General features: G+C 61.6%; 14 protein-coding genes and 1 pseudogene. 4 read left to right on the top strand and 11 right to left on the bottom strand.

The features are described 5' to 3' along the window. Positions 1 to 66: 66 nt before the first annotated feature. On the top strand, positions 67 to 582 hold the full coding sequence (locus NKJ04_RS16540) for a GNAT family N-acetyltransferase (RefSeq protein ID WP_352676592.1): 516 nt from the start codon (positions 67 to 69) through the stop codon (positions 580 to 582). On the opposite strand, the gene NKJ04_RS16535 is transcribed toward NKJ04_RS16540, so the two are convergent. From NKJ04_RS16535 to NKJ04_RS16510, 6 genes and pseudogenes are all read right to left on the bottom strand, one after another. Then, positions 583 to 1,788, bottom strand: a complete 1,206-nt coding sequence (locus tag NKJ04_RS16535) for an acetate/propionate family kinase (protein WP_352676398.1) — start codon at positions 1,786 to 1,788, stop codon at positions 583 to 585. Positions 1,789 to 1,838: 50 nt separating this feature from the next. Then, positions 1,839 to 4,262 carry a phosphoketolase family protein gene (locus tag NKJ04_RS16530; protein ID WP_352676395.1) on the bottom strand — a complete coding sequence of 808 codons (2,424 nt, stop codon included), beginning with the start codon at positions 4,260 to 4,262 and terminating at the stop codon, positions 1,839 to 1,841. A gap of 174 nt (positions 4,263 to 4,436) precedes the next feature. Continuing rightward, positions 4,437 to 6,701: a cation-translocating P-type ATPase gene (locus tag NKJ04_RS16525; protein WP_352676590.1), complete on the bottom strand. Its 2,265-nt coding sequence runs from the start codon at positions 6,699 to 6,701 to the stop codon at positions 4,437 to 4,439. A gap of 53 nt (positions 6,702 to 6,754) precedes the next feature. Next, positions 6,755 to 8,361 (bottom strand): annotated as a pseudogene (locus NKJ04_RS16520) (MBL fold metallo-hydrolase). An 11-nt stretch (positions 8,362 to 8,372) separates the two neighbouring features. Continuing rightward, entirely contained in the window at positions 8,373 to 9,209 is an 837-nt protein-coding gene (locus tag NKJ04_RS16515; protein ID WP_352676392.1) for a universal stress protein, read from the bottom strand. A gap of 739 nt (positions 9,210 to 9,948) precedes the next feature. Continuing rightward, positions 9,949 to 11,931, bottom strand: coding sequence for a BTAD domain-containing putative transcriptional regulator (locus tag NKJ04_RS16510; RefSeq protein WP_128303643.1), 1,983 nt, complete (start codon positions 11,929 to 11,931; stop codon positions 9,949 to 9,951). A gap of 151 nt (positions 11,932 to 12,082) precedes the next feature. On the opposite strand from NKJ04_RS16510, the gene NKJ04_RS16505 reads away from it, so the two are divergent. The 3 genes from NKJ04_RS16505 to NKJ04_RS16495 all read left to right on the top strand — a co-directional run bounded on the left by NKJ04_RS16505 (position 12,083) and on the right by NKJ04_RS16495 (position 14,738). After that, positions 12,083 to 13,081 (top strand): DMT family transporter, encoded by a 999-nt coding sequence (locus NKJ04_RS16505; RefSeq protein ID WP_352676389.1) that lies wholly within the window; start codon positions 12,083 to 12,085, stop codon positions 13,079 to 13,081. Next, complete coding sequence (locus tag NKJ04_RS16500) at positions 13,065 to 13,895, top strand: hypothetical protein (protein ID WP_352676386.1); 831 nt, start codon at positions 13,065 to 13,067, stop codon at positions 13,893 to 13,895. Before NKJ04_RS16505 ends, NKJ04_RS16500 begins: the two co-directional genes overlap by 17 nt. 171 nt (positions 13,896 to 14,066) lie before the next feature. Then, positions 14,067 to 14,738, top strand: coding sequence for a DUF1194 domain-containing protein (locus NKJ04_RS16495; protein ID WP_164892905.1), 672 nt, complete (start codon positions 14,067 to 14,069; stop codon positions 14,736 to 14,738). Between the two features lie 103 nt (positions 14,739 to 14,841). On the opposite strand, the gene NKJ04_RS16490 is transcribed toward NKJ04_RS16495, so the two are convergent. The 5 genes from NKJ04_RS16490 to NKJ04_RS16470 form a co-directional block, all read right to left on the bottom strand. Continuing rightward, positions 14,842 to 15,144: a DUF982 domain-containing protein gene (locus NKJ04_RS16490; protein ID WP_352442414.1), complete on the bottom strand. Its 303-nt coding sequence runs from the start codon at positions 15,142 to 15,144 to the stop codon at positions 14,842 to 14,844. Positions 15,145 to 15,282: 138 nt separating this feature from the next. After that, positions 15,283 to 16,269, bottom strand: a complete 987-nt coding sequence (locus NKJ04_RS16485; RefSeq protein WP_502897935.1) for an ABC transporter ATP-binding protein — start codon at positions 16,267 to 16,269, stop codon at positions 15,283 to 15,285. Between the two features lie 8 nt (positions 16,270 to 16,277). After that, the gene (locus tag NKJ04_RS16480) at positions 16,278 to 17,237 is read right to left on the bottom strand and encodes an ABC transporter ATP-binding protein (protein ID WP_013531724.1); all 960 of its coding nucleotides are present in this window, start codon (positions 17,235 to 17,237) and stop codon (positions 16,278 to 16,280) included. After that, positions 17,234 to 18,205, bottom strand: a complete 972-nt coding sequence (locus tag NKJ04_RS16475; RefSeq protein ID WP_023813929.1) for an ABC transporter permease — start codon at positions 18,203 to 18,205, stop codon at positions 17,234 to 17,236. The genes NKJ04_RS16480 and NKJ04_RS16475 overlap by 4 nt, the downstream gene beginning before the upstream one ends. Continuing rightward, entirely contained in the window at positions 18,205 to 19,221 is a 1,017-nt protein-coding gene (locus tag NKJ04_RS16470; RefSeq protein WP_023813928.1) for an ABC transporter permease, read from the bottom strand. The genes NKJ04_RS16475 and NKJ04_RS16470 overlap by 1 nt, the downstream gene beginning before the upstream one ends. Between the last annotated feature and the right edge of the window lie 4 nt (positions 19,222 to 19,225).

The raw sequence follows: 19,225 nt of genomic DNA, 5'->3' as shown, positions 1-19,225 counted from the left end.
GCCTGCCTGCGCAGAGAGACGACAATGACGCCGCAGAACCGGCCTCAGTTCAAGGACCAGATAATGATGGACAACACACTTACCACCCATACCGGCTTTCGCTTCGAAGTGCGCCGCGCGCGCCCTGAGGATGAGCCAACACTGGCCGAGTTCTTCACGCATGTGACCCCGGACGACCTGCGCTTCCGCTTTCTCGGCGCGGTCAAGGAGGTCTCGCATGAACGGCTGGTCGCGATGACGCGTTCAGACGACGCCCATATCCATAATTTTCTAGCATTCTCGGCGGACGGGATGCTGATCGCGGTTGCGACGCTGGCAAGCGATCGAGCCGATCGAAACGGCGAAGTCGCGATCTGCCTTCGCCAGGATCGCAAGCATCTGGGCGTTGGCTGGGAGCTGCTCGCCTATGTTGCGAAATATGCCGAGGAACTCGGCCTCAAAGCCATCGAGTCAATCGAAAGCCGTGAAAACCGTGCTGCGATCGAGGTCGAGCGCGACATGGGCTTCACCGTCACAACCGATCCCGACGATGCGACGCTTGTCTTGGTGCGGCGGGAGTTGGGGGCGCGATCAGCCGCTTAGCTACCGCGCTCCCTCCCGGGCCGTTTCGCGCGCGGCAGGTCGAAAGTCGAGTATCTCGGTGGCCACAGCTCTTTCTTCATCCGCTGGAATGACAAGCACATCAACGCGGGAATCCGCAGCGCTGACCACCACATCGCCTCGTCGGTTTCGCTCCTCGTCGAGACCGACGCCAAGCCAGGCCGCGGCCGCGCTGATCCTTTCGCGGACCAACGGCGCGTTTTCGCCAATGCCGGCAGTGAACACCAGCGTGTCCAGACCTCCCATGGCAGCGGCCAGCGATCCTATCTCGCGTCCGATCCGATAGACGAAAAGGTCGACCGCCTCGGCTGCGGCAGGGTCGTCTGAGCCGATCAGGGTCCGCATATCACCAGATATTCCAGACACGCCGAGCAGGCCGGATTGCTCGTAGAGAAGCGTGATCAGTTCTTCCGCAGACAGCCGCCGTTCCCGCAGCAAGTGGAGGATGACTCCCGGGTCGAGCGCACCGCAACGCGTGCTCATCACCAGGCCGTCCAGGGTCGAAAACCCCATCGTCGTGGCGATGCTTCGTCCGGCGTCCATGGCGCACAGGCTGGCGCCGCTGCCGAGATGGGCAACGATCGTGCGGCCGCCGGCGCCCGCGCCGCAACGGTCACGCAGCTTCGATGCGATATGGCTGTATGACAGCCCATGAAACCCGTAGGAAATGATGCCCGCCTCGGTCACCGCGCGCGGCAGCCCGTAGATTTTGGCGAGCTCCGGCCGGGCTGAATGAAACGCCGTATCAAAGCATCCTATCTGGAGGGCCTGCGGCAAGAGCTTCGTGGCCAGCGCGACAATCTCGAGATTGATCCGTTGGTGGATGGGCGCCATCGGCTCGAGCAAGCTCAGTGCCTTGAGCGTGTCTTCGTCAAGCAGCGTCGCTTCTGTGAAGTCACGCCCGCCGTGAACGATCCGGTGCCCTACCCTGCCGATGCGAGGCAGGAGGTGGTTGTCTGCGAGCACAGAGGCGACCGCCGTGAACGCCTTGTCCATATCGATCGGTGCTTCGCCCAGGCTCCTTTCGATCTTGGACCTGCCGGCCGCAGCCTCGACGCGCAGCCGTGGTTGATGGCCGAGAGAAGAGACATTGCCGCGCAGCAGCAGCGGAAGTCGGTCACGTCCTTCGAAGACGGCTAACTTCAGGCTCGAAGAACCGCCGTTCAGGACAAGGATCGCATCAGTCATGAAGCCATCCGATATGTTTGCGTCCTATGTGCTTGCGGACGGGCATCAGCTCAATCTGGACGCTTCGGCGCCGCATCAGGATCCTGTCCCCACCTCCAGTCAAGGATCTCCGGCATATCCTGGCCATGGGCGCGAATATAGGCTCGATGTTCAAGCAGCTTGCCGTCCATCGCCTGCTTTAAGGCGACACGAACGCTTTTGAGTTGCGGGACCCAGTCAAGGACGGTTTGGACGATATGGAAACGGTCGAGACCGTTGAGCACCGTCATGTCGAAGGGCGTTGTCGTCGTGCCCTCCTCGTTGTAGCCGCGCACATGGATGTTGTCGTGGTTGGTACGTCGATAGGTGAGGCGGTGAATGGTCCAGGGATAGCCGTGGTAGGCAAAGATCACCGGTTTGTCCGGAGTGAACAGCGCATCGAACTCGCGATCCGACAGGCCGTGCGGATGATATTCCTTAGGCTGAAGGGTCATCAGATCGACAACGTTGACCGTCCTGATCCTGAGATGGGGAACCTGTTGCCTGAGGATCTGCACTGCAGCCAGCGTTTCGAGGGTCGGGACGTCGCCGGCGCAAGCCATCACGACGTCGGGCTCGGCCCCATCGTCGGTTGACGCCCAGTCCCAGATGCCGATCCCTGCCCGGCAGTGAACGATTGCCTTGTCCATCGACAGCCACTGCCACGATGGCGGCTTGCCGGCGACGATGATGTTGATGCGGTTCCAGGTCTGCAGCACGTGGTCGGTCACGCACAGCAAGGTGTTGGCGTCCGGCGGCAGGTAGACCCGCACAATGTCGGCCTTCTTGTTGAGGGCGACGTCGATGAAGCCAGGGTCCTGATGGCTGAAGCCATTGTGTTCCTGATGCCAGACATGGCTGGACAACAGATAGTTCAGCGATGCGATCGGCCGCCGCCATGGGATATCGTGGCAGGCATCCAGCCATTTCGCATGCTGGTTGAACATGGAATCTACGATATGGATAAATGCCTCGTAGCAGGAGAACAGACCGTGCCGCCCGGTGAGCAGGTAGCCTTCGAGCCAGCCCTGGCAGGTGTGCTCGGAGAGGATTTCCAGAACCCTGCCCTCGCGCCCGAGGTGAACGTCTTCGGGCAGGATCTTTTCCATCCAGCCACGCTCCGTCACTTCGAACACATCCTGAAGGCGGTTCGAGGCAGTCTCGTCCGGGCCGACGATCCGGAAGTTCTTCGCGGCCTCGTTCAACTGCATGACATCACGCAGGAAACTGCCCATGACCCGCGTCGACTCAGCCTTGACGGCGCCAGGGCGCTCGAGCGCAACGGCGTGGTCATGCAACGCGGGCAATTCGAGTGACCTGCGCAGCAGGCCGCCATTGGCATGCGGGTTGGCGCTCATGCGCCGCGTCGCCTGGGGTGCGGTGGCGCGGATCGAGGCGACAGGGGCGCCAGCGGCGTCGAACAATTCTTCCGGTCGATAGCTTTTCAGCCACTCCTCGAGCAGTTTGAGATGCGCGGGGTTTTCCGCAAGGCCTGACAAGGGAACCTGATGCGAGCGCCAGAAACCCTCGGTCTTCAAACCGTCAACCTCTTTCGGGCCGGTCCAGCCCTTGGGGCTGCGAAGCACGATCATCGGCCATTTTGGTCGTGACGCGGTCGCCGCAGGACCGTTGCGTGCGGCATGCTGGATAGCCTGGATCCGATCAAGCGCATCGTCGAGCACGCTCGCCATTCGCTGATGCATCAGGGTCGGCTCGTGGCCTTCCACGAACAGCGGCTCATAGCCGTAGCCGGCAAACAGCGCGCGCAATTCATCTTCGGGGATGCGGGCCAGAATGGTTGGATTGGCGATCTTGTAACCGTTCAGATGCAGGATCGGCAGCACCGCCCCGTCGCGCGCGGGATTGAGGAATTTGTTGGAATGCCATGCGGCCGCCAGTGGCCCCGTTTCAGCCTCGCCGTCGCCGACGACGCAGGCAACCACAAGATCCGGATTGTCAAAGGCTGCGCCATAGGCGTGCGACAGCGAATAGCCTAACTCGCCACCCTCATGGATCGAGCCGGGCACATCTGGTGCGGCATGGCTCGGTATACCGCCGGGAAACGAAAACTGCCGGAACAGCTTGCGAATCCCCTGCTCGTCCATCGCAATGTCGGGATTGAGCTCGCCGTAGGTGCCTTCCAGATAGGTATTGGCCACCATTGCCGGGCCGCCATGGCCGGGGCCGCAGACATAGATCACATCTGCGTCCCTGAGCCGGATCGCGCGATTGAGGTGCGCATAGATGAAGCTCAGGCCGGGCGACGTTCCCCAGTGGCCGAGGAGACGCGGCTTGACGTGCTCCAACCGCAACGGTTCACGCAGCAGCGGATTGTCGAGCAGGTAGATCTGGCCGATCGTCAGATAGTTCGCAGCTCGCCAATAGGCGTCAATGTCGCGCAACTCCTGTTCGGACAACCGTTTGGTGTTGACTGATGTTGCCGAATGTTCGGTCATCTGATTTTGACTCCGTTGCTCATTTTGCGAAAGCCTGCGGATTGCGCCTCAGACATGGCACCAACGCATCGTTCGCCTTTCGGTTCATCACTGCTCGGCCCGACCGTCAAAGCGCGCACTCCGCAAGCTGGGCGTTCGCCCTGGTCGGAATCGCGGGCAGACTTGCATCAATGATCAGGTTTTCAGCCGCTCCCGCCAGAAATGTTTCAGGAACTCAAGGCAGACCAGCACTGCCAACCCGGCCGCAAGCGTCACGGCCAGGTCGTCCAGGTGCAGCGGTCCGAACTGGAAGAGATTACTCGCGAGCGGCCACAGAAGCGTCCCGCCCAGCGCCGCTGCAACCACCACGACGACAAAAGCAAGCGATCGATTTGGCCGGAAAAGAGCAGTCAGCAGCAACTCGCTGAACGTACGGTTGACGAAAATCAACCCAACGATCGTCAGCACCAGCGAGAAGAACGTCAGGGCTCGAATCTCGTCTTCCGGCATTCCCCAGTGCAAGGCGTCGTAGATGCGGCGGCCCAGCCGGATGGCTTTGACTATCGACCCGAAATCGTCGTCGAGGAGGACGATGGACGACGCCTCCCGCGCGACATCCGTGCCGCGACCGCCCATGGCAATGCCAATGTTTGCGGCTTTCAGCGACGGAGCATCGTTGACGCCGTCTCCCGTCATGGCGACAATCTCGCCGTTGGCCTTCAAGGCTCTGACGATTGCCAATTTCTGCTCGGGCATGATCCGCGCGAACACCGCTGCAGTTTTCACACGCGCCGACAGGGCTGCGTCATCCAGTGTCTTGAGCTCTTCACCGGTGACGACATCGTTGAAATCGAGCCCAGCCTGCCTGGCGATTGCTGTCGCGGTCGCGGGATAGTCCCCGGTTATCATGATCACTCTAATTCCGGCGGAGCGGCAATTGCTCACCGCGTCCGGAACCCCTGAACGTAGGGGATCGGTAAGTCCGACCAGGCCCATGAATTCGAACTCGAAACCAGTCTGCTTGTCCGGCAGTTGATCGCCAGCATGGCTGGAACGCGCAACGCCTAGGACGCGCAGTCCTTCCGTTGCCATGGCGTCCACAACATCCTTGACCGAAGCGACACGATCCGCAGGTAGACGGCAGAGTGCCGCGATGGCCTCCGGCGAACCTTTGGCGGCAATCAGGCAGTCGCCACCTCCAGACGACGATTGCCAGGTATTCGACATTGCCAACAGGTCAGGACGCAACCCATAGGCGCGGGCCAGTTTCCGATCGGCGCTGTCGGCGCGCTTGGGCAATCGCTCCTGCGCGAGTTTGTGAAATGCCCTTTCCATCGGATCAAAGGGGATCTCGGCACTGGCTAGCATGCCGATCTCGACCAACTCCCCAAATGCCGCCGGCATCTCTGTGTTTGAATTGTTCAGCAAGCGAAACAGTTTGCCATCGGGCGTTCTCAGTTCTGCAATTGTCATTCGGTTCTCGGTCAGCGTTCCGGTCTTGTCGGTGCAAAGGACCGTTGCCGAGCCGAGCGTCTCGATCGCTGCTGCACGACGCGTGAGCACGCGCGCCTGCGAGATGCGCCATGCGCCCATGGCCATGAAGATTGTCAGCACCATGGGAAATTCCTCGGGCAGCATCGACATGCCGAGCGCAATACCGGCCAACACCGCATCGAGCCATCCGCCACGCAGCAGGCCATAAAGCACGACCGCGAGAACACTGACCGCGCCGCCGACCAGCGCGAAGATGGCGACAAGGCGTTTTGTCTGTCGCTGCAGGCGGGGTGCTTCGGTCTCCATTGTGCTAAGCGATTGCCCGATCGCACCGATTTGGCTTAGCGGCCCGGTTGCCAGAACTTCGCCGATGCCTGAACCGCGAACGACGAGTGATCCAGAAAATGCGAAAGGCAGGTCGTCACCCCCCGGCCTGCATTCGGCTGGCAGATCGCCTTGCCCGGCAGCAATCTTTCGCACCGGCACGGATTCTCCTGTCAGCAGGGACTCATCGGTCTGGATATCTCGACTCTGAATGAGCAAGATATCGGCCGGAATCCGATCCCCCTCGCCCAGCACGACCGTATCGCCGCGCACCACCTCGCGACCCGCAATCCGCCTGCGTTCGCCATCGCGTATTACCAGGGCGCGCGGACTTGTCAGGTCGCGCAACGCCTCGAGAACACGCTCCGTCCGCGCCTCCTGAACGATGGTAATCCCCACCGACAAGGTGGCAAATGCGAGCAGTATCAACGCCTCCTGAAGATCGCCAAGAAGCAGGTAGACGCAGCCTCCACCCAACAGCAGGGCAAGCATCGGCTCGCGCAAGACCTCGATAGCAATTCGCAAGGGCGTCCGACGGTTGGATCTGGGCAACTCGTTGAACCCTTCGGTGACAAGCCTAGCTTGTGCCTCGGCTTCGCTGAGGCCGGTCAAGGCAATGGTCGATGAGGTGGCTTGAGACATTTTGGCTTTCTTGATCGCCAGCGCACTGCTGGCCATCAGGCTCCTTCATTTGCTCAGATGCTGCTGTCGCCGGTGTCGAGCGCCCTGCGCATGCGTCTGATGACAGCTGCGCGACTCCGTTCGTCGGCCGCGGCGCTGACCGCCTCGTTTACATCCAGCAGAAGCTTCGAAAGGTCATTGTGCCAGTCCAGGCGGGCAATCTTTTCCGGCCTCAAACGGCGGGGCTCGTTGACCTCGACCGGCAAACTGCGACCGGGGGTCAATTGGAAAGCATCGTCCAGCCTCGGGATGATGATCTTGTCGTCGGGTATCAGTCCTGCAAGCCTTACGCGCAGGCCCCCGAGTCCAGCTTCCTCTCCATGCGTCAGGAACACCTGCTGCTTCACTGGAGTTCGGGCCTTGAGCCAGGCAACCAGTTCACTGGCATCGGCGTGGCCGGAATAGAGGTCGAACAGCTGATACGTGCCTTGACCTCGACTTCCTCACCCTGGATGCGCACGCGCTGCGCGCCGTCGAGCAGGATCCTGCCAAGCGACCCTTGGGCCTGATATCCGGCCATCAGCACCGTGGCGTTCCGGCGCCAGAGATTGGCCTTGAGATGATGGCGGATACGCCCCGCATCGCACATGCCGCTGGCGGCGATCACCACGAAGAAGCCGGTGAGGCGGTTGATCGCCTTGCTCTGCTCCACCGTCTCCGTGAAGCGGAGTTCCTTCGAGTTGAGGGCCTGGCGCAGCACGTCACCATGTTCGATCTCGTTGGCATGGCGCTCGAAAATCGCACTGGCGCGTGTCGCCAGCGGCGAGTCAACGAAGACCGGAGCTGACGGCACCTCCCCCGCTTTCATGAGCAAATACAGGTCGACCAGCAGTTCTTGCGTCCTTTCGACAGCGAAGGACGGAATGATAAGCGGGCCGCCTGCCGCGGCGGCGCCACGCACGATGTCACCAAGCTGGGATCGCCGCTGTTCGGGCGAGACGTCCGGCCGGTCGCGGTCGCCATAGGTCGATTCGCAGATCAGATAGTCCACGCCGGCCGGCCCCTCGGGATCGGTCTGAAGCAGCTTGTGGCCTGGACCGATGTCGCCCGAAAACATGATGCGCAGCGGCGCATCATGTCGGTCGATCTCAAGCTCTACCGATGCCGAACCAAGGAGGTGGCCAGCATTCCAGAAGCGGGCGCGAAGGCCTTCGGCGACCGTGGTCCATTCGCCATATTCCAAAGCTCGGAACAAGGCCATGCACGCGGCGGCATCCTGCTGACTGTAGATCGGCACGACGGGCGGGCGACCGCGCTGCGCGTTGCGACGGTTCAGGTGCTCGACCACCATTTCCTGGATGTGCGCCGAATCCGGCAGCATGACCGAGCAAAGATCGATGGAGGCGCGGGTCGTATGGATGGGACCAGAAAAGCCGTGTTTGACCAGTTTCGGCAGAAGGCCGCTGTGATCGATATGCGCGTGCGTCAGGATGACAGCGTCAATCGCGTCCGGGGGAAACGGGAACGCACCGTAGTTCAATTCCCGTTCCGACTTCGACCCCTGGAACAGGCCGCAGTCGATGAGGATGCGCGAATGCGGCGTCTCGATCTCATAACATGAGCCGGTGACGCCGTGGGCCGCGCCGTGGAAACGCAAGATTGGATCCGTGCCACGTCTCATCTCGCCACGACCTAATGCGACAGGAGGACAGGCAGGCGCAGATCCGCGAGAATGCCTTCGGTGGCACCGCCAAGCACGAAGTCCCTGACGCGGGAGTGGCCGTATCCGCCCATGACGAGCAGGTTGCCGCCGATCTTGAGAGCATGCTGCTGAAGCGCTGTTCCGATTGAACTGTCCCCTACCTGGATAGAGGCAGCCTCCGCCACCAGACCACGCGTCCTCAAGCCCAGTGCAAGGCGTTCGCCGATGCCCTGTCCCGGAAGCGGCTTTTCGTCGGTCACGGTCACAACAGTGATCGTCGCGGCACGTTCAAGAAACGCCCACGCGTCGGCGACCGCCCGTGCGGCCACTCTGCTGCCGTCCCAGGCGATAACGACATGTCCAAGCACCCCGACGTCCGTGGAGTCGGGAAGAAGCAGGGTCGGTCGACCAGAGCCGAACAGTATCGCCTCGGCCAGAATCCGTGCGGTCTGGTTGGCGGGGGCCCAGCCGACCAGGCAGATGTCGAAATAGCGGGAGTGCTCTGCGGCAACATTGCCCATCAAGGCCGGTGGTGCGGTCAACTCCTGCGTGGTGAGGGTCACACCGGCGCGCTCGGCCTCTTGGTTAATTGCCTCGAGCAGAACTTTACCGCGCTTGCGACTGGTCGCCTCGGCCTCTTGTATCTTGTAGGGAAGGTCCAGCAAATAATTTGAAAGCGCGTTCGAAACGTCGGGAATGTCGACGTCGATGGCAACGGCGTGCAGCGCCGCGTCGATTTTCTTGACGACAGCGACCGCGTTCGCCGCGATTTTCGCGGAGTTCGCTTCTGGGTAGGTTGCCAGGGACAGAGATGCCATCAGTTTCATCAGAATCGCCTCCATCGTCGAATGGCCAACTGCCATCCTTCGAAACATCTTGTAGTCAGATGGACGGGACGAGCTTTGACCCAGCGCAAATTTAGTCTGTCAAATGCCGAGGCGGGAAACTCCCGCCGCTGTGAGAATTGCCGACACGACTCAGCCGTAGCAGCGAAGCCGGAACTGTCAGTTCAGTGAGTGGGGAAAGGCGGAAGCGCTCTCCGGACTCGCTCACCCCGGTGGGCAAGCTGGACGCCGCGGAGCACAGTGAGGTTCACGGATATCCCGGCGAAAATCCGCAAAGGAGCGGTCGAAATCGGCGGCAGACGAGCGCCCGAATGCGGCTGTCGGAGGCTAAGTCGTGGGAACGAAAAAAGAAGAGAAGCAGAACTTTCGTGTGCGATTTTTGCACACGGCATCTCATAACTAACTGATTTTATTTAGGTCTCCGCCCCATCCATCATGGGGGCTATGGCTATCCTAAGCCTTTGATAATCTTGCATCTTTTATAGCTTCAATAAGTTGGACACGCGTCGAGTGAACGCTATCACGTGCCATGACAAGCCCCCGCCGCAAATCGGCCGGATGACCTGGCCGGCGCGACGGCGTGCGGCGCCGAATACCTCAATCGCAAGGTAGCTTATAGGTCGACCTGACCGGAATTGCCAACGCGTCATCTGCTTTCGATGCCTGGGCGGAGGACGGAACCCTCCAGCTTCGTATGACGGTGTCTACGCCAATGATGTGGCTAGGAACTGGGAAGGCCAGCCCTCGACAGCATCTCAAGGAACCGGGAATGATGATGATCCTTCACGTAGCGCGGCACAAAGCCAGGGCAGACATTGCTCAGATTGAGATGCGGAAGTTGTGACAGGCAATGGTGGATGGCCCGGGACGCTTCTTCGTTGTTTCCGGTGGCCGACGCGGTCGCGGCCCAATAAAGGGCGCCGCGAACGAAGCCCGGCTTTGTCCTGACCACTTTGCGGGCGGCTTCGAGCGCCCGCTGGTTGTCTCCGCCAGCGAAGAGCGCCACAACCAGGCCGTGGTGGCGCCAGAAGTCGATCACATCGTGCGTTCCGAGCCGGATTGCTTCGTTGGCCTCGCGCACCGCTTCGTCGACCTGTCCGCGCAACGCAAAGAGCATCGAAATATCGCCGTGGCCAGTCGGGTAGCTTGGGTTGAGGCTGATCGCGTGGCGGCATTCGGCGATCGCCTCGTCGATACGACCGCAACTTTCGAGAGCGAACGACAAGATACATCGGGCAATTTCATCGTCCGGCACCGCGCGCACCGCAGCTTCCGCAAGCTCGACCGCACGCTCGATCACCCCTCGCTCCCGAGGCAGCGCACCAAACGCCACGCCCATGGATATTACGATCGAGAGCGTCCGCTTTGCACGAGCGTTGTCGGGACCTATCGAGAAGGCCTTCTCGGCAAGCTCAATCCCGATCAAAAGTGAGTCCCGAGTCATCTCAAAATATTTCATGAGGGCTTCGTTGACCAGCCTGCGCACTTCAGGGGTCCCCGGCGGGCTTTTGTCTCGAACCTTCCAGTTGGTCAGTTGAAGTTCGAGGATCACGGCAAGAACAACAGACTGTGCGATCCTGTCCTGGAATTCGAGCGCGTTCTCGGAGTGGCCGTCGAACTTCTGGGCCCAGACGTGGTGGCCGCCGGCGGCGTCGACGAGCTGGACATTTACCCTCAACCCATTGCCAGATCTCTGGACGCTGCCGCTGAGCATATATCGCGCCCGGAGTGTCCCTGGCGTCTTGGCTTCTTCGCCTGGGCCGCTCTTCTCGGGCGGAAGCGCGGCGAGCACGACATAATCGGCCACTTCGGAAAGGGCCGTCGTGATGTCCTGGACAAGTCCCTTGGCGAAAAAGTCGTCGCCTTGCTTTCCAGTCAGATTGACGAAGTCGGCAACGCTGATGGACGGACGCCCAAGGCGCTGGCTGGCCGGAACACCACTTGTCGACTGCACATTTGAAGCGTCATCGGCGGCAAGCAACAGAGATTGCCAAAGCGCCCGCGTTTCAGGGCCGGCTTCGACGCCGAACTCCTTCTTCAGCATGCTTCTGCAAGCTTCGTATGTCCTGATTGCCCTGTCGCGTTGCCCGCATGCGAGCAGCAATTCCATCTTGAGCCGATAGGATTCTTCCCGTGTCGGTTCCATGCTCAGAATACGATCGGCCAGGATCAGCCCGGCATCGGGGTCGACGAGACGGGCCAGTTTTTCGAAGGACTCAAGCGCGCGGCCGAGCAGCCTGTCGCGTTCCGATGTGATCCAGTCATCGAACGCATTGCTTCCCAGATAAAGCCCGTCGAGGAAGGGCCCGGTGTAGTTCGCCAAGGCCTTCGCGAGGTCCTGAGCGGAACGGGCCGAGAGACCCGTTTCGAACTTCTCCACGTCGATTTGAAAGGCCTCTGGCCTCAGGGCGATCAGCTCACCGCTGGAATGGATGAGATCCACCCCTTCTCGCGCCAGATCCTGACGCAGGACACTGAGGGCTTGCCGAAGGCTGTTGCGCGAATGTTCGCCGTCACTGTCGCCCCATAGGAGGTCAGCCAGCCTCTCCCGCGTCGCCGCCATGCCCGGACACCGGGCCAGATAGGCGATGATTGCCGGCCCTCGTTTCCCGGTCAGCCGAAGCGGACCGGCCGTTTCATTTTCAATCCGGAAACCGCCGAAGAGTGAGATTCTATTTGCAGCGCCCCTGTCCTCACTTTGCATTTGCTATCCCAGCCTGACGAAATCCTAACTCAAAACTAACGCTTCGCAACAGTCGGCCTTCGCGCTCAAGCGCTGCCGTAACGGCAGGCTGTTTAGGCTTTGCTAAATTAAAGTGACCAAGTCAACGAAAGGCTTGGTTCGAGGGGGACGCGTGTCCAGGACAAGAGCCAATTTGCTGCTGCTATTCGCAGCCGCTTTGTGGGGCTTCGGCAATGTCTCGCAAAAGATGGTGCTTGTGCATCTCGACGCGCTGAGTGCGGTGGGTCTGCGCTGCCTGATCGGCGGCCTGCTTGTGTTGCCCTTTGTCTTGATGGAGAGGCGGCTTCCGCTCGGGCCGGACTATTTTTCCAGCTTGGCCAAGGTGTGCGCGCTGTTTGCCATCTCCATCACGCTCCAGCAGCTTTGCTATCTCGGCGCCTCCGTCACCAATGCGAGCTTCCTGGTCAGCACGGCAACGGTAATGACACCGCTGGCCGCCTGGTTTCTCATAGGCGAACGTCCGACGCCGAGTCTCACGGTCGCCGCCGGGCTGACCGTTGTTGGAGCCCTGCTGTTGTCGGATGGGATTGCCGGGTTCAGCAGTGGCGATCTCACCGCTGTCCTCTCGGCTGCCTGCTATGCGCTCTGGGCAGTCGAGCTGGGCCGGCACATGCAGGTGCATGCGCGGCCGTTCACCGCAGCCGCGACACAGTTCTTCGGCGCCGCAGCCTTCGCCCTGCCGCTCGGCGCAATGCAAGGCAATCTGTCGTTGGCCGCCGCATTCGCAGCCGGCCCGGAACTGGCGATCCTCGGCGTGTTCTCCACTGCGATTGCCTTCGGCATACAGACGGTTGCCCTCCGCTTTACGCCGGCCAGCCACGCCGCCGTGATCGTCAGCGCAGAAAGCGTTTTCGGGGCGCTGGGCGCGGCGATCTTTCTCGGCGAGCGGAGCTCGTCCGCGAGCGCATTGGGTGCCGCCATCATTCTGGGTGCGATCCTGTCCGTGGCACTGTCGAACCGAGCGCCGCAGGCACGCACGTCCTTGCGAACCGCTTCGGTTCAACCCTCCGACGGGGCCCCTGCCTTTGCAGCTGCCGCCGCAAATTGGGCAGGCGATCGTCACCCCAACAATTCAGGTCCAGTGGAGGAATGTGATGACCCTTGCCGGTGATGCGAAACCTATTCCGGCCCCGGCTGCCGCCCGACACGGGGCCAGTGGCGTCGATCAGCCAGGCGGCGGTGGCCTTGCCGATGGCGGCAGGACTTGTCGTGGGGGCGCAGTGATGAACGCGCGGACGATCCTTCTTCCTATCGCACATTTGGTTTCGGCGCTTCGCGCCCGCATGAAGGGACCGGGCGGCTATTACAACAGCGGTAACGCGCTCGGCCTCATTGTCGGTCTCGCGATCCAGATTGCTACCGCGCCGGTCGGCTTGCATGAGGGAAGCAGCGTCACCATGGCGGTGATCGAATATTTCGCCGGCAGCCATGGCACTGTTGCGCTGACCTTGACCACCCTGGTCTTCTTCTGGGGCGGCGAGGCCTATCACCGGGCCTGGGCAAGGCCGGATGCTCCCGATCCCACCCTCAACCGTCTGGGCGACTTCCTGTCGGGTCTGGGTGCGATCGGACTCGGTATTGCCCTGTTGCTGCTCGGCGATCCATTGCTTGCGGCGACCTCTGGCCTGCTCCATGCCCTGGGCAAATTCGGCAGCACCTTCCACAGGCCCGGCACGCCAATTCCGATGTGGCCGGCCGCTTGGCCCGATCCGTTCCGCAGTGCGGTGCTCGCCAGCCGGTTGCCGGCAATGCTGGCGACGACCGTCGCCCTCGGCCGAGCTCTGCCGGAGGTCTGGTCGGGCGGGTCCTTCGCGGCACTCGCCATGCCGCTGACCTTGCTCGGCTGTTATCTTTTGTGGACCAAGGCCGATCTGCTGCTGTTCGGGGTGGATGCCAAGGCGCCCCGCCAAATTTCCACATGTTGAGCTCGCTTTTTGAAACGACCGGATGTCGAGATGGAGAATGACATGTTTGGCAGTGTATATCATCAGGACGCCGCCCCCCTATCCTTTCGTGAACGGGTACGGACGAAAGGTTGGGGCATTCTGACGCCGGTCAGTTCAATCTCGAGAGTGACAGGAATAGTCGCAGCTTCGATGTTTTGGGCGATCTCTGCCCATGCCGCGAACGTTGACGTCGCCATCGTGTTCGCGGTCGACTTCTCGTCGTCGATCGATCCAAAGATCGCCGATATGCAACGCGAGGGACATGCCGCGGCACTCACCTCGCCAGAGATCATCGCCGCTATCAGCCGGAATTACGTTGGCTGCATCGGCGTTGCCTATTTTGAATGGTCGAGCCCCGGACACGCACGCGTCGTGCTGCCCTGGACAAGCATCTGCGGACTGGAAGATGCCAAAGCGGCGGCAGCGGTGATCAGCAGGAAAGGCGATACCGGCTTCATCCGCAGAGGGCGTGGCGGAACATCCGTTTCCTCGGCTATCGACATCGGCAGTCTCCTGCTCGACCGGTTCCCGGGAAAGGCGGCCAAGAAAGTCATCGATATCTCTTCCAACGGCGAGAACAACGACGGGCTTCCCGTCCAGCCGAGCAGGTCGAACGCCATAGCCAAGGGATATACGATCAACGCCATCGCCATCCCGACGGAGGATGAGAATCCCGGCGAACCTCTGGCATCCTATTTTGCCAAATCGGTGATTGGCGGTTCCCAAGCCTTCGTCATGACGCCAAAGGGGCCAGACGACTACACCATGGCGCTTCGCCGCAAGCTCGTGACCGAAGTAAGCATGAACGACCGTCCGCTGTGAAAGTGTGCCATGCAGGACGAACTTTCGATGCGTCAAACCGAGCGCGGCACAAGGTCCCGCGCCTTGCAGCGCGGGACCTTGTGGGGACCGTCAGGACAACAGCCTATCGCCGCAACGCGTGTACGCTTGCCTTGCTTTCGCCGGGCACCGGCAACGCCATGTCGTCATCGAGAAGACGCGTGATGCGGGCAAAGCCGGTGAACGCTTTCCTTGCTTCCTCGGCCGACATCTGGCCCGACAAGGCGGCCGAGCAACAATTCAGCGCGCACTGATAAACCGGACCGCGCCGTCCCGTCGGCCATTTCCGCAAGAACATCATGGCTTCGGCAACACTATCGATTTCTTCCAAAGGGTGTCCCTGCCCGCGCGAAATCCGCACGGGCGAAAAGAAATGCAATTGATCCATCGCTTCCTCCCGGTCGACCGCAATGCGCTCGATCGAACCCCACCAAACGCGCCAATAGCCAGTTGGTTCCCGGCAAAAATGGAATTTTTTAGAAATCTGTCAGGCGAAGGCGATCACCCGTGCGGTGGTGAGTGTCGCCTACATCGTGGGGAAGTGGCAGGCGACTTTGCGACCGGGCCGGTATTCCCGTAACTGCGGCCGCTCCGAACGGCAGCGCTCCGCCGCGATCGGGCATCGGGGATGGAAACGGCAGCCGGTTGGAGGGTTCAGCGGGCTCGGTACGTCGCCGGTGAGGATGATGCGCTTGCGCGTCCCACCGGGCGTCGTCTCCACGACGGGAACCGCCGAGATCAGCGCCTGGCTATAGGGATGGGCTGGTGCTGCAAACACTTCTTCCGCCGGCCCTTCTTCGACGATCGAGCCGAGATACATGACCGCGATGCGGGTTGAAACCTGACGTACCACCGACAGGTCGTGGGCGATGAATATGTAAGTGAGGTTGAGCTTCTCCTGTAGATCGGCAAGCAGGTTGACGATTTGCGCCTGCACCGACACGTCGAGCGCGGAGACGGGTTCGTCCAGGACCACGAGGTCCGGGTTCAGGGCAATAGCCCGCGCGATGCCGACGCGCTGACGTTGTCCGCCGGAAAATTCGTGCGGAAACCGCATGACGTGATCCGGCAGCAAGCCGACAAGGTCGAACAGTTCCGCCACGCGTTTGGTGATCTCGCTCGACGAGAGCCTGCCATGGATGCGCAGCGGCTCGGCCACCAGGTCGCCGACGCGCCGGCGCGGATTGAGCGATGCCGACGGATCCTGGAAAACCATTTGCAGGCGCCGCCGCAGCGGCCTGAGTTCAGACAGCGACTTCGAGGTGATGTCTTTGCCTTCGAACAGAAGCTCGCCGTCCGATATGTCGTAGAGCCTCACCAGACAGCGCGCCAGCGTGGACTTGCCGCATCCGGATTCGCCGACCAGCCCAACCGTCTCGCCGCGCCACACGGTCAGGGAAACATTGTCGACCGCATGGACGGTTCGCTTGCCCTCGGCAGAAAAGCGGCTCCCGATCGAAAAGCGCTTGCCCAGCGAACGCGTCTCGAGGATTGGGCGGTTCTTGTCGATCATCGGTCCGCTCATGCCTGTGCCACCCTGAAGCATGCCGCGGCATGGGTGCCGCTCCCGAGGTCGGGCTTGCCGGCCTCGCAGGGCTCGTAGTGAACCGGGCACCGCGGACCGAACGCACAGCCCTGCGGTAATCGCAGCAATGACGGCGGCGAACCGGGAATGGCCGGCAGGCGCCGTGGTTTTTCGCCGGTCAGCGGCGGGATCGAACCCAGCAGCGCGCGCGTATAGGGGTGTCGCGGATCGGAAAACAGCTCCGCGCGACTGCCGCGCTCCACCACGCGGCCGGCATACATGACCATGACCCGGTCGGCGAGTTCGGAGACCACGCCCATGTCATGCGTGATGAAGACGACCGCCGACTTGTGCGTCGCGCGCAGCTTGCGCACCAGATCGAGAATACCGGCCTGTACGGTGACGTCGAGCGCCGTGGTCGGTTCGTCGGCCACCAGCAGCGCCGGATTGCAGGACAAAGCCATTGCGATCACCGCCCGTTGACGCATGCCTCCGGACAGTTGGTGCGGATAGCGCGACATCGCCTCGTGCGGGTTAGGAAAATTCACCTCGGCCAGCAGTTCCTCGACGCGCTCCATCGCCTTGGACTTGCTGATGTTGCGATGCGCGCGGATCTGTTCGGCGATCTGCCAGCCGATCGTGTAGACAGGCGTCAATGCGGTCATCGGATCCTGGAAGATCATCGCGATCTCGTTGCCGCGCAGCCGCCTGAGTTCGCGCGCGGGCAGTCCCACGAGTTCGCGGCCCTTGTAGCGGATCGACCCTTCGATGGTGGCGTTGGGATCGGTGATGAGACCCATGACGGCCAGCAGCGACACGGTCTTGCCGGAACCGGACTCACCGACGACACCGAGGATCTCGCTCTCCTCGAGGTCGAAGGAAACGCCATCAATGGCCCGCACCAGGCCATCATTTGTGCGGAAGGAAACTCTGAGGTCGCGCACCGACAGTATCATGATGTCCTCAGGCGCGGATCGAGAAGGATGTAGACGAAATCGACGACCGCATTGGCGATAACCACGAACATGGACGCATACATCACCGTCGCCATGATCATCGGCAGATCGAGATTCTGCAGAGCGTCATAAGTGAGCTTGCCGATGCCGTGCAGCCCGAACACCACCTCTGTGAGCAAGGCCGAGCCTCCCACCAGCGCGCCGAAATCCAGGCCGAACAGAGTGACGAAGGCGATGAGCGACGTGCGCAAGGCATGGCGCAGCAGGATGCGGGTTTCCGACAGCCCCTTGGCCCGGGCCGTGCGGATATAGTCTTCCTGCAGCGATTCGATGATTGCCGCGCGCAGCACGCGCCCGTAAATGCCGATATAGAGAATGGACAGTGTGATCCAGGGAATGACCAGGGTCAGAAACCAGCCCTTCGGATCGTCGGAGAAATTCTTGTAGCCGAGCGGTGGCACCCAGGAGAACGCCCAGCTGTCGTGGTAGCGGCTCTGGGTGATCAGGTTCATCACTTCGCCCAGCCAGTACACCGGCATCGAAATACCGAGCAGCCCTAGCGCCATCAGCAGCTTGTCCAGCCAGCTGCCGCGCGTGGCGGCGGCGGCGATGCCGATGATGATGGAGACGACCACCCACAGGATCGCTGCTCCGAACACCAGCGAGAGCGTGACCGGGATCGAATCCATCACCGCCGGCACCACTTTCCAGCCACGATTGACGAAGGAGGTCAAGTCGCCTGTGACGAAGATCTTCTCCATCATCGTCACATATTGCACGTAGAGCGGCCGGTCGAAGCCGAAGCTGTGGCGTACCGCCTCCAGCACTTCGGGCGATGCATTGCGGCCGGCGATCCGCGCCGCCGGGTCGGCGCCCGGCGTTGCGAAGAAAATCAGGAAGACGATGACCGAGATGCCGAACATCACGAACAGCATCTGGCCGAAACGGCGCAGGATGGCGTAGATCATCAGTCGCGCCCCAGCCGAACCTTGGAGCGCGGATCAAGCGCGTCGCGCAGGCCGTCGCCAAAGACATTGAGCGCCATGACGGAAACCGCGATCGCCAGCCCCGGCACCAGCGCCACCAATGGCCTGGTGTAAAGCAGCGCCTGTCCGTCCTGGATGATGGTGCCCCAGCTCGCTGCGGGTGGCTGCACGCCGATCGAAAGGAAGGAAAGGGCCGATTCCGTAAGCATGTTTAGCGCCATCATCAGCGGCACGAAGACGATGAGCGTGGTGGTGACGTTGGGCAGGATGTCGCGCCACAGGATGCGCCACCCCGGCACGCCCAGATTGATCGCGGCCAGCACGAACTCGCTTTTACGCAGTGCCAGAACCTGCCCGCGGATTGGGCGGGCCACATAGGGCACGTAGACGATGCCGATGATGATGACAGGCAGCCACAGACTGCCGGACTCGATCTGGATCGGACCGATCGTGATGCCATGCGCGATGGTGACGATGGAGAGCGAAATCGCCAGCAGATAGATCGGGAACGCCCACAGTATGTCGAGGAAGCGCGACAGCACCGTGTCGGTGACGCCGCCGAAATAGCCGGCGATCAATCCCGCCGCCGTGCCCAGGATCAGGGTGAAGATAGTGGCTGCTCCGGAGATCAACAACGAGCTCAGCCCGCCATAGAGCATCCTGGCCATGACATCGCGGCCCTGGCTGTCGGCGCCGAGGAAATAATTGCCCAGCCGCCAGGTCGGGCCGAGCGGTGTGTAGCCAAGCCCCAGCCCTTCCGTCGATTGTTCCATCACCGGAACGTCGGCACCGTCGATCTGGATGACGGCGTCGAGCGTCGAGGCGAAGGGATCCACGCCTGCCCATTTCGCATAAAGAGGCGCACTGAGGCAGGCAAGGACGATGAGGAGGAACACGGCCAGGGACGCCATGGCAGCCCCGTCCGTTGCCAGCTTCGCAAACGCGACGGCCCAGGGGCCTCGCGTCTTGCGCGGCATGGTGACAGCTTGGTTCGACACGCGC

Source organism: Mesorhizobium sp. M0618, from assembly GCF_040320765.1.
GTDB lineage: Bacteria > Pseudomonadota > Alphaproteobacteria > Rhizobiales > Rhizobiaceae > Mesorhizobium.
The sequence above is the reverse complement of the archived record's forward strand: the minus strand, read 5'-3'. Positions and strand labels throughout refer to the sequence as shown.

Bases quoted from the DNA above. Each gene is read 5' to 3' on its own strand.
- NKJ04_RS16540 (WP_352676592.1), top strand. From the start codon at position 67: ATGGACAACACACTTACCACCCATACCGGCTTTCGCTTCGAAGTGCGC.
- NKJ04_RS16535 (WP_352676398.1), bottom strand. From the start codon at position 1,788: ATGACTGATGCGATCCTTGTCCTGAACGGCGGTTCTTCGAGCCTGAAG.
- NKJ04_RS16530 (WP_352676395.1), bottom strand. From the start codon at position 4,262: ATGACCGAACATTCGGCAACATCAGTCAACACCAAACGGTTGTCCGAA.
- NKJ04_RS16525 (WP_352676590.1), bottom strand. From the start codon at position 6,701: ATGTCTCAAGCCACCTCATCGACCATTGCCTTGACCGGCCTCAGCGAA.
- NKJ04_RS16515 (WP_352676392.1), bottom strand. From the start codon at position 9,209: ATGAAACTGATGGCATCTCTGTCCCTGGCAACCTACCCAGAAGCGAAC.
- NKJ04_RS16510 (WP_128303643.1), bottom strand. From the start codon at position 11,931: ATGCAAAGTGAGGACAGGGGCGCTGCAAATAGAATCTCACTCTTCGGC.
- NKJ04_RS16500 (WP_352676386.1), top strand. From the start codon at position 13,065: ATGACCCTTGCCGGTGATGCGAAACCTATTCCGGCCCCGGCTGCCGCC.
- NKJ04_RS16495 (WP_164892905.1), top strand. From the start codon at position 14,067: ATGTTTTGGGCGATCTCTGCCCATGCCGCGAACGTTGACGTCGCCATC.
- NKJ04_RS16490 (WP_352442414.1), bottom strand. From the start codon at position 15,144: ATGGATCAATTGCATTTCTTTTCGCCCGTGCGGATTTCGCGCGGGCAG.
- NKJ04_RS16485 (WP_502897935.1), bottom strand. From the start codon at position 16,269: ATGATCGACAAGAACCGCCCAATCCTCGAGACGCGTTCGCTGGGCAAG.
- NKJ04_RS16480 (WP_013531724.1), bottom strand. From the start codon at position 17,237: ATGATACTGTCGGTGCGCGACCTCAGAGTTTCCTTCCGCACAAATGAT.
- NKJ04_RS16475 (WP_023813929.1), bottom strand. From the start codon at position 18,205: ATGATCTACGCCATCCTGCGCCGTTTCGGCCAGATGCTGTTCGTGATG.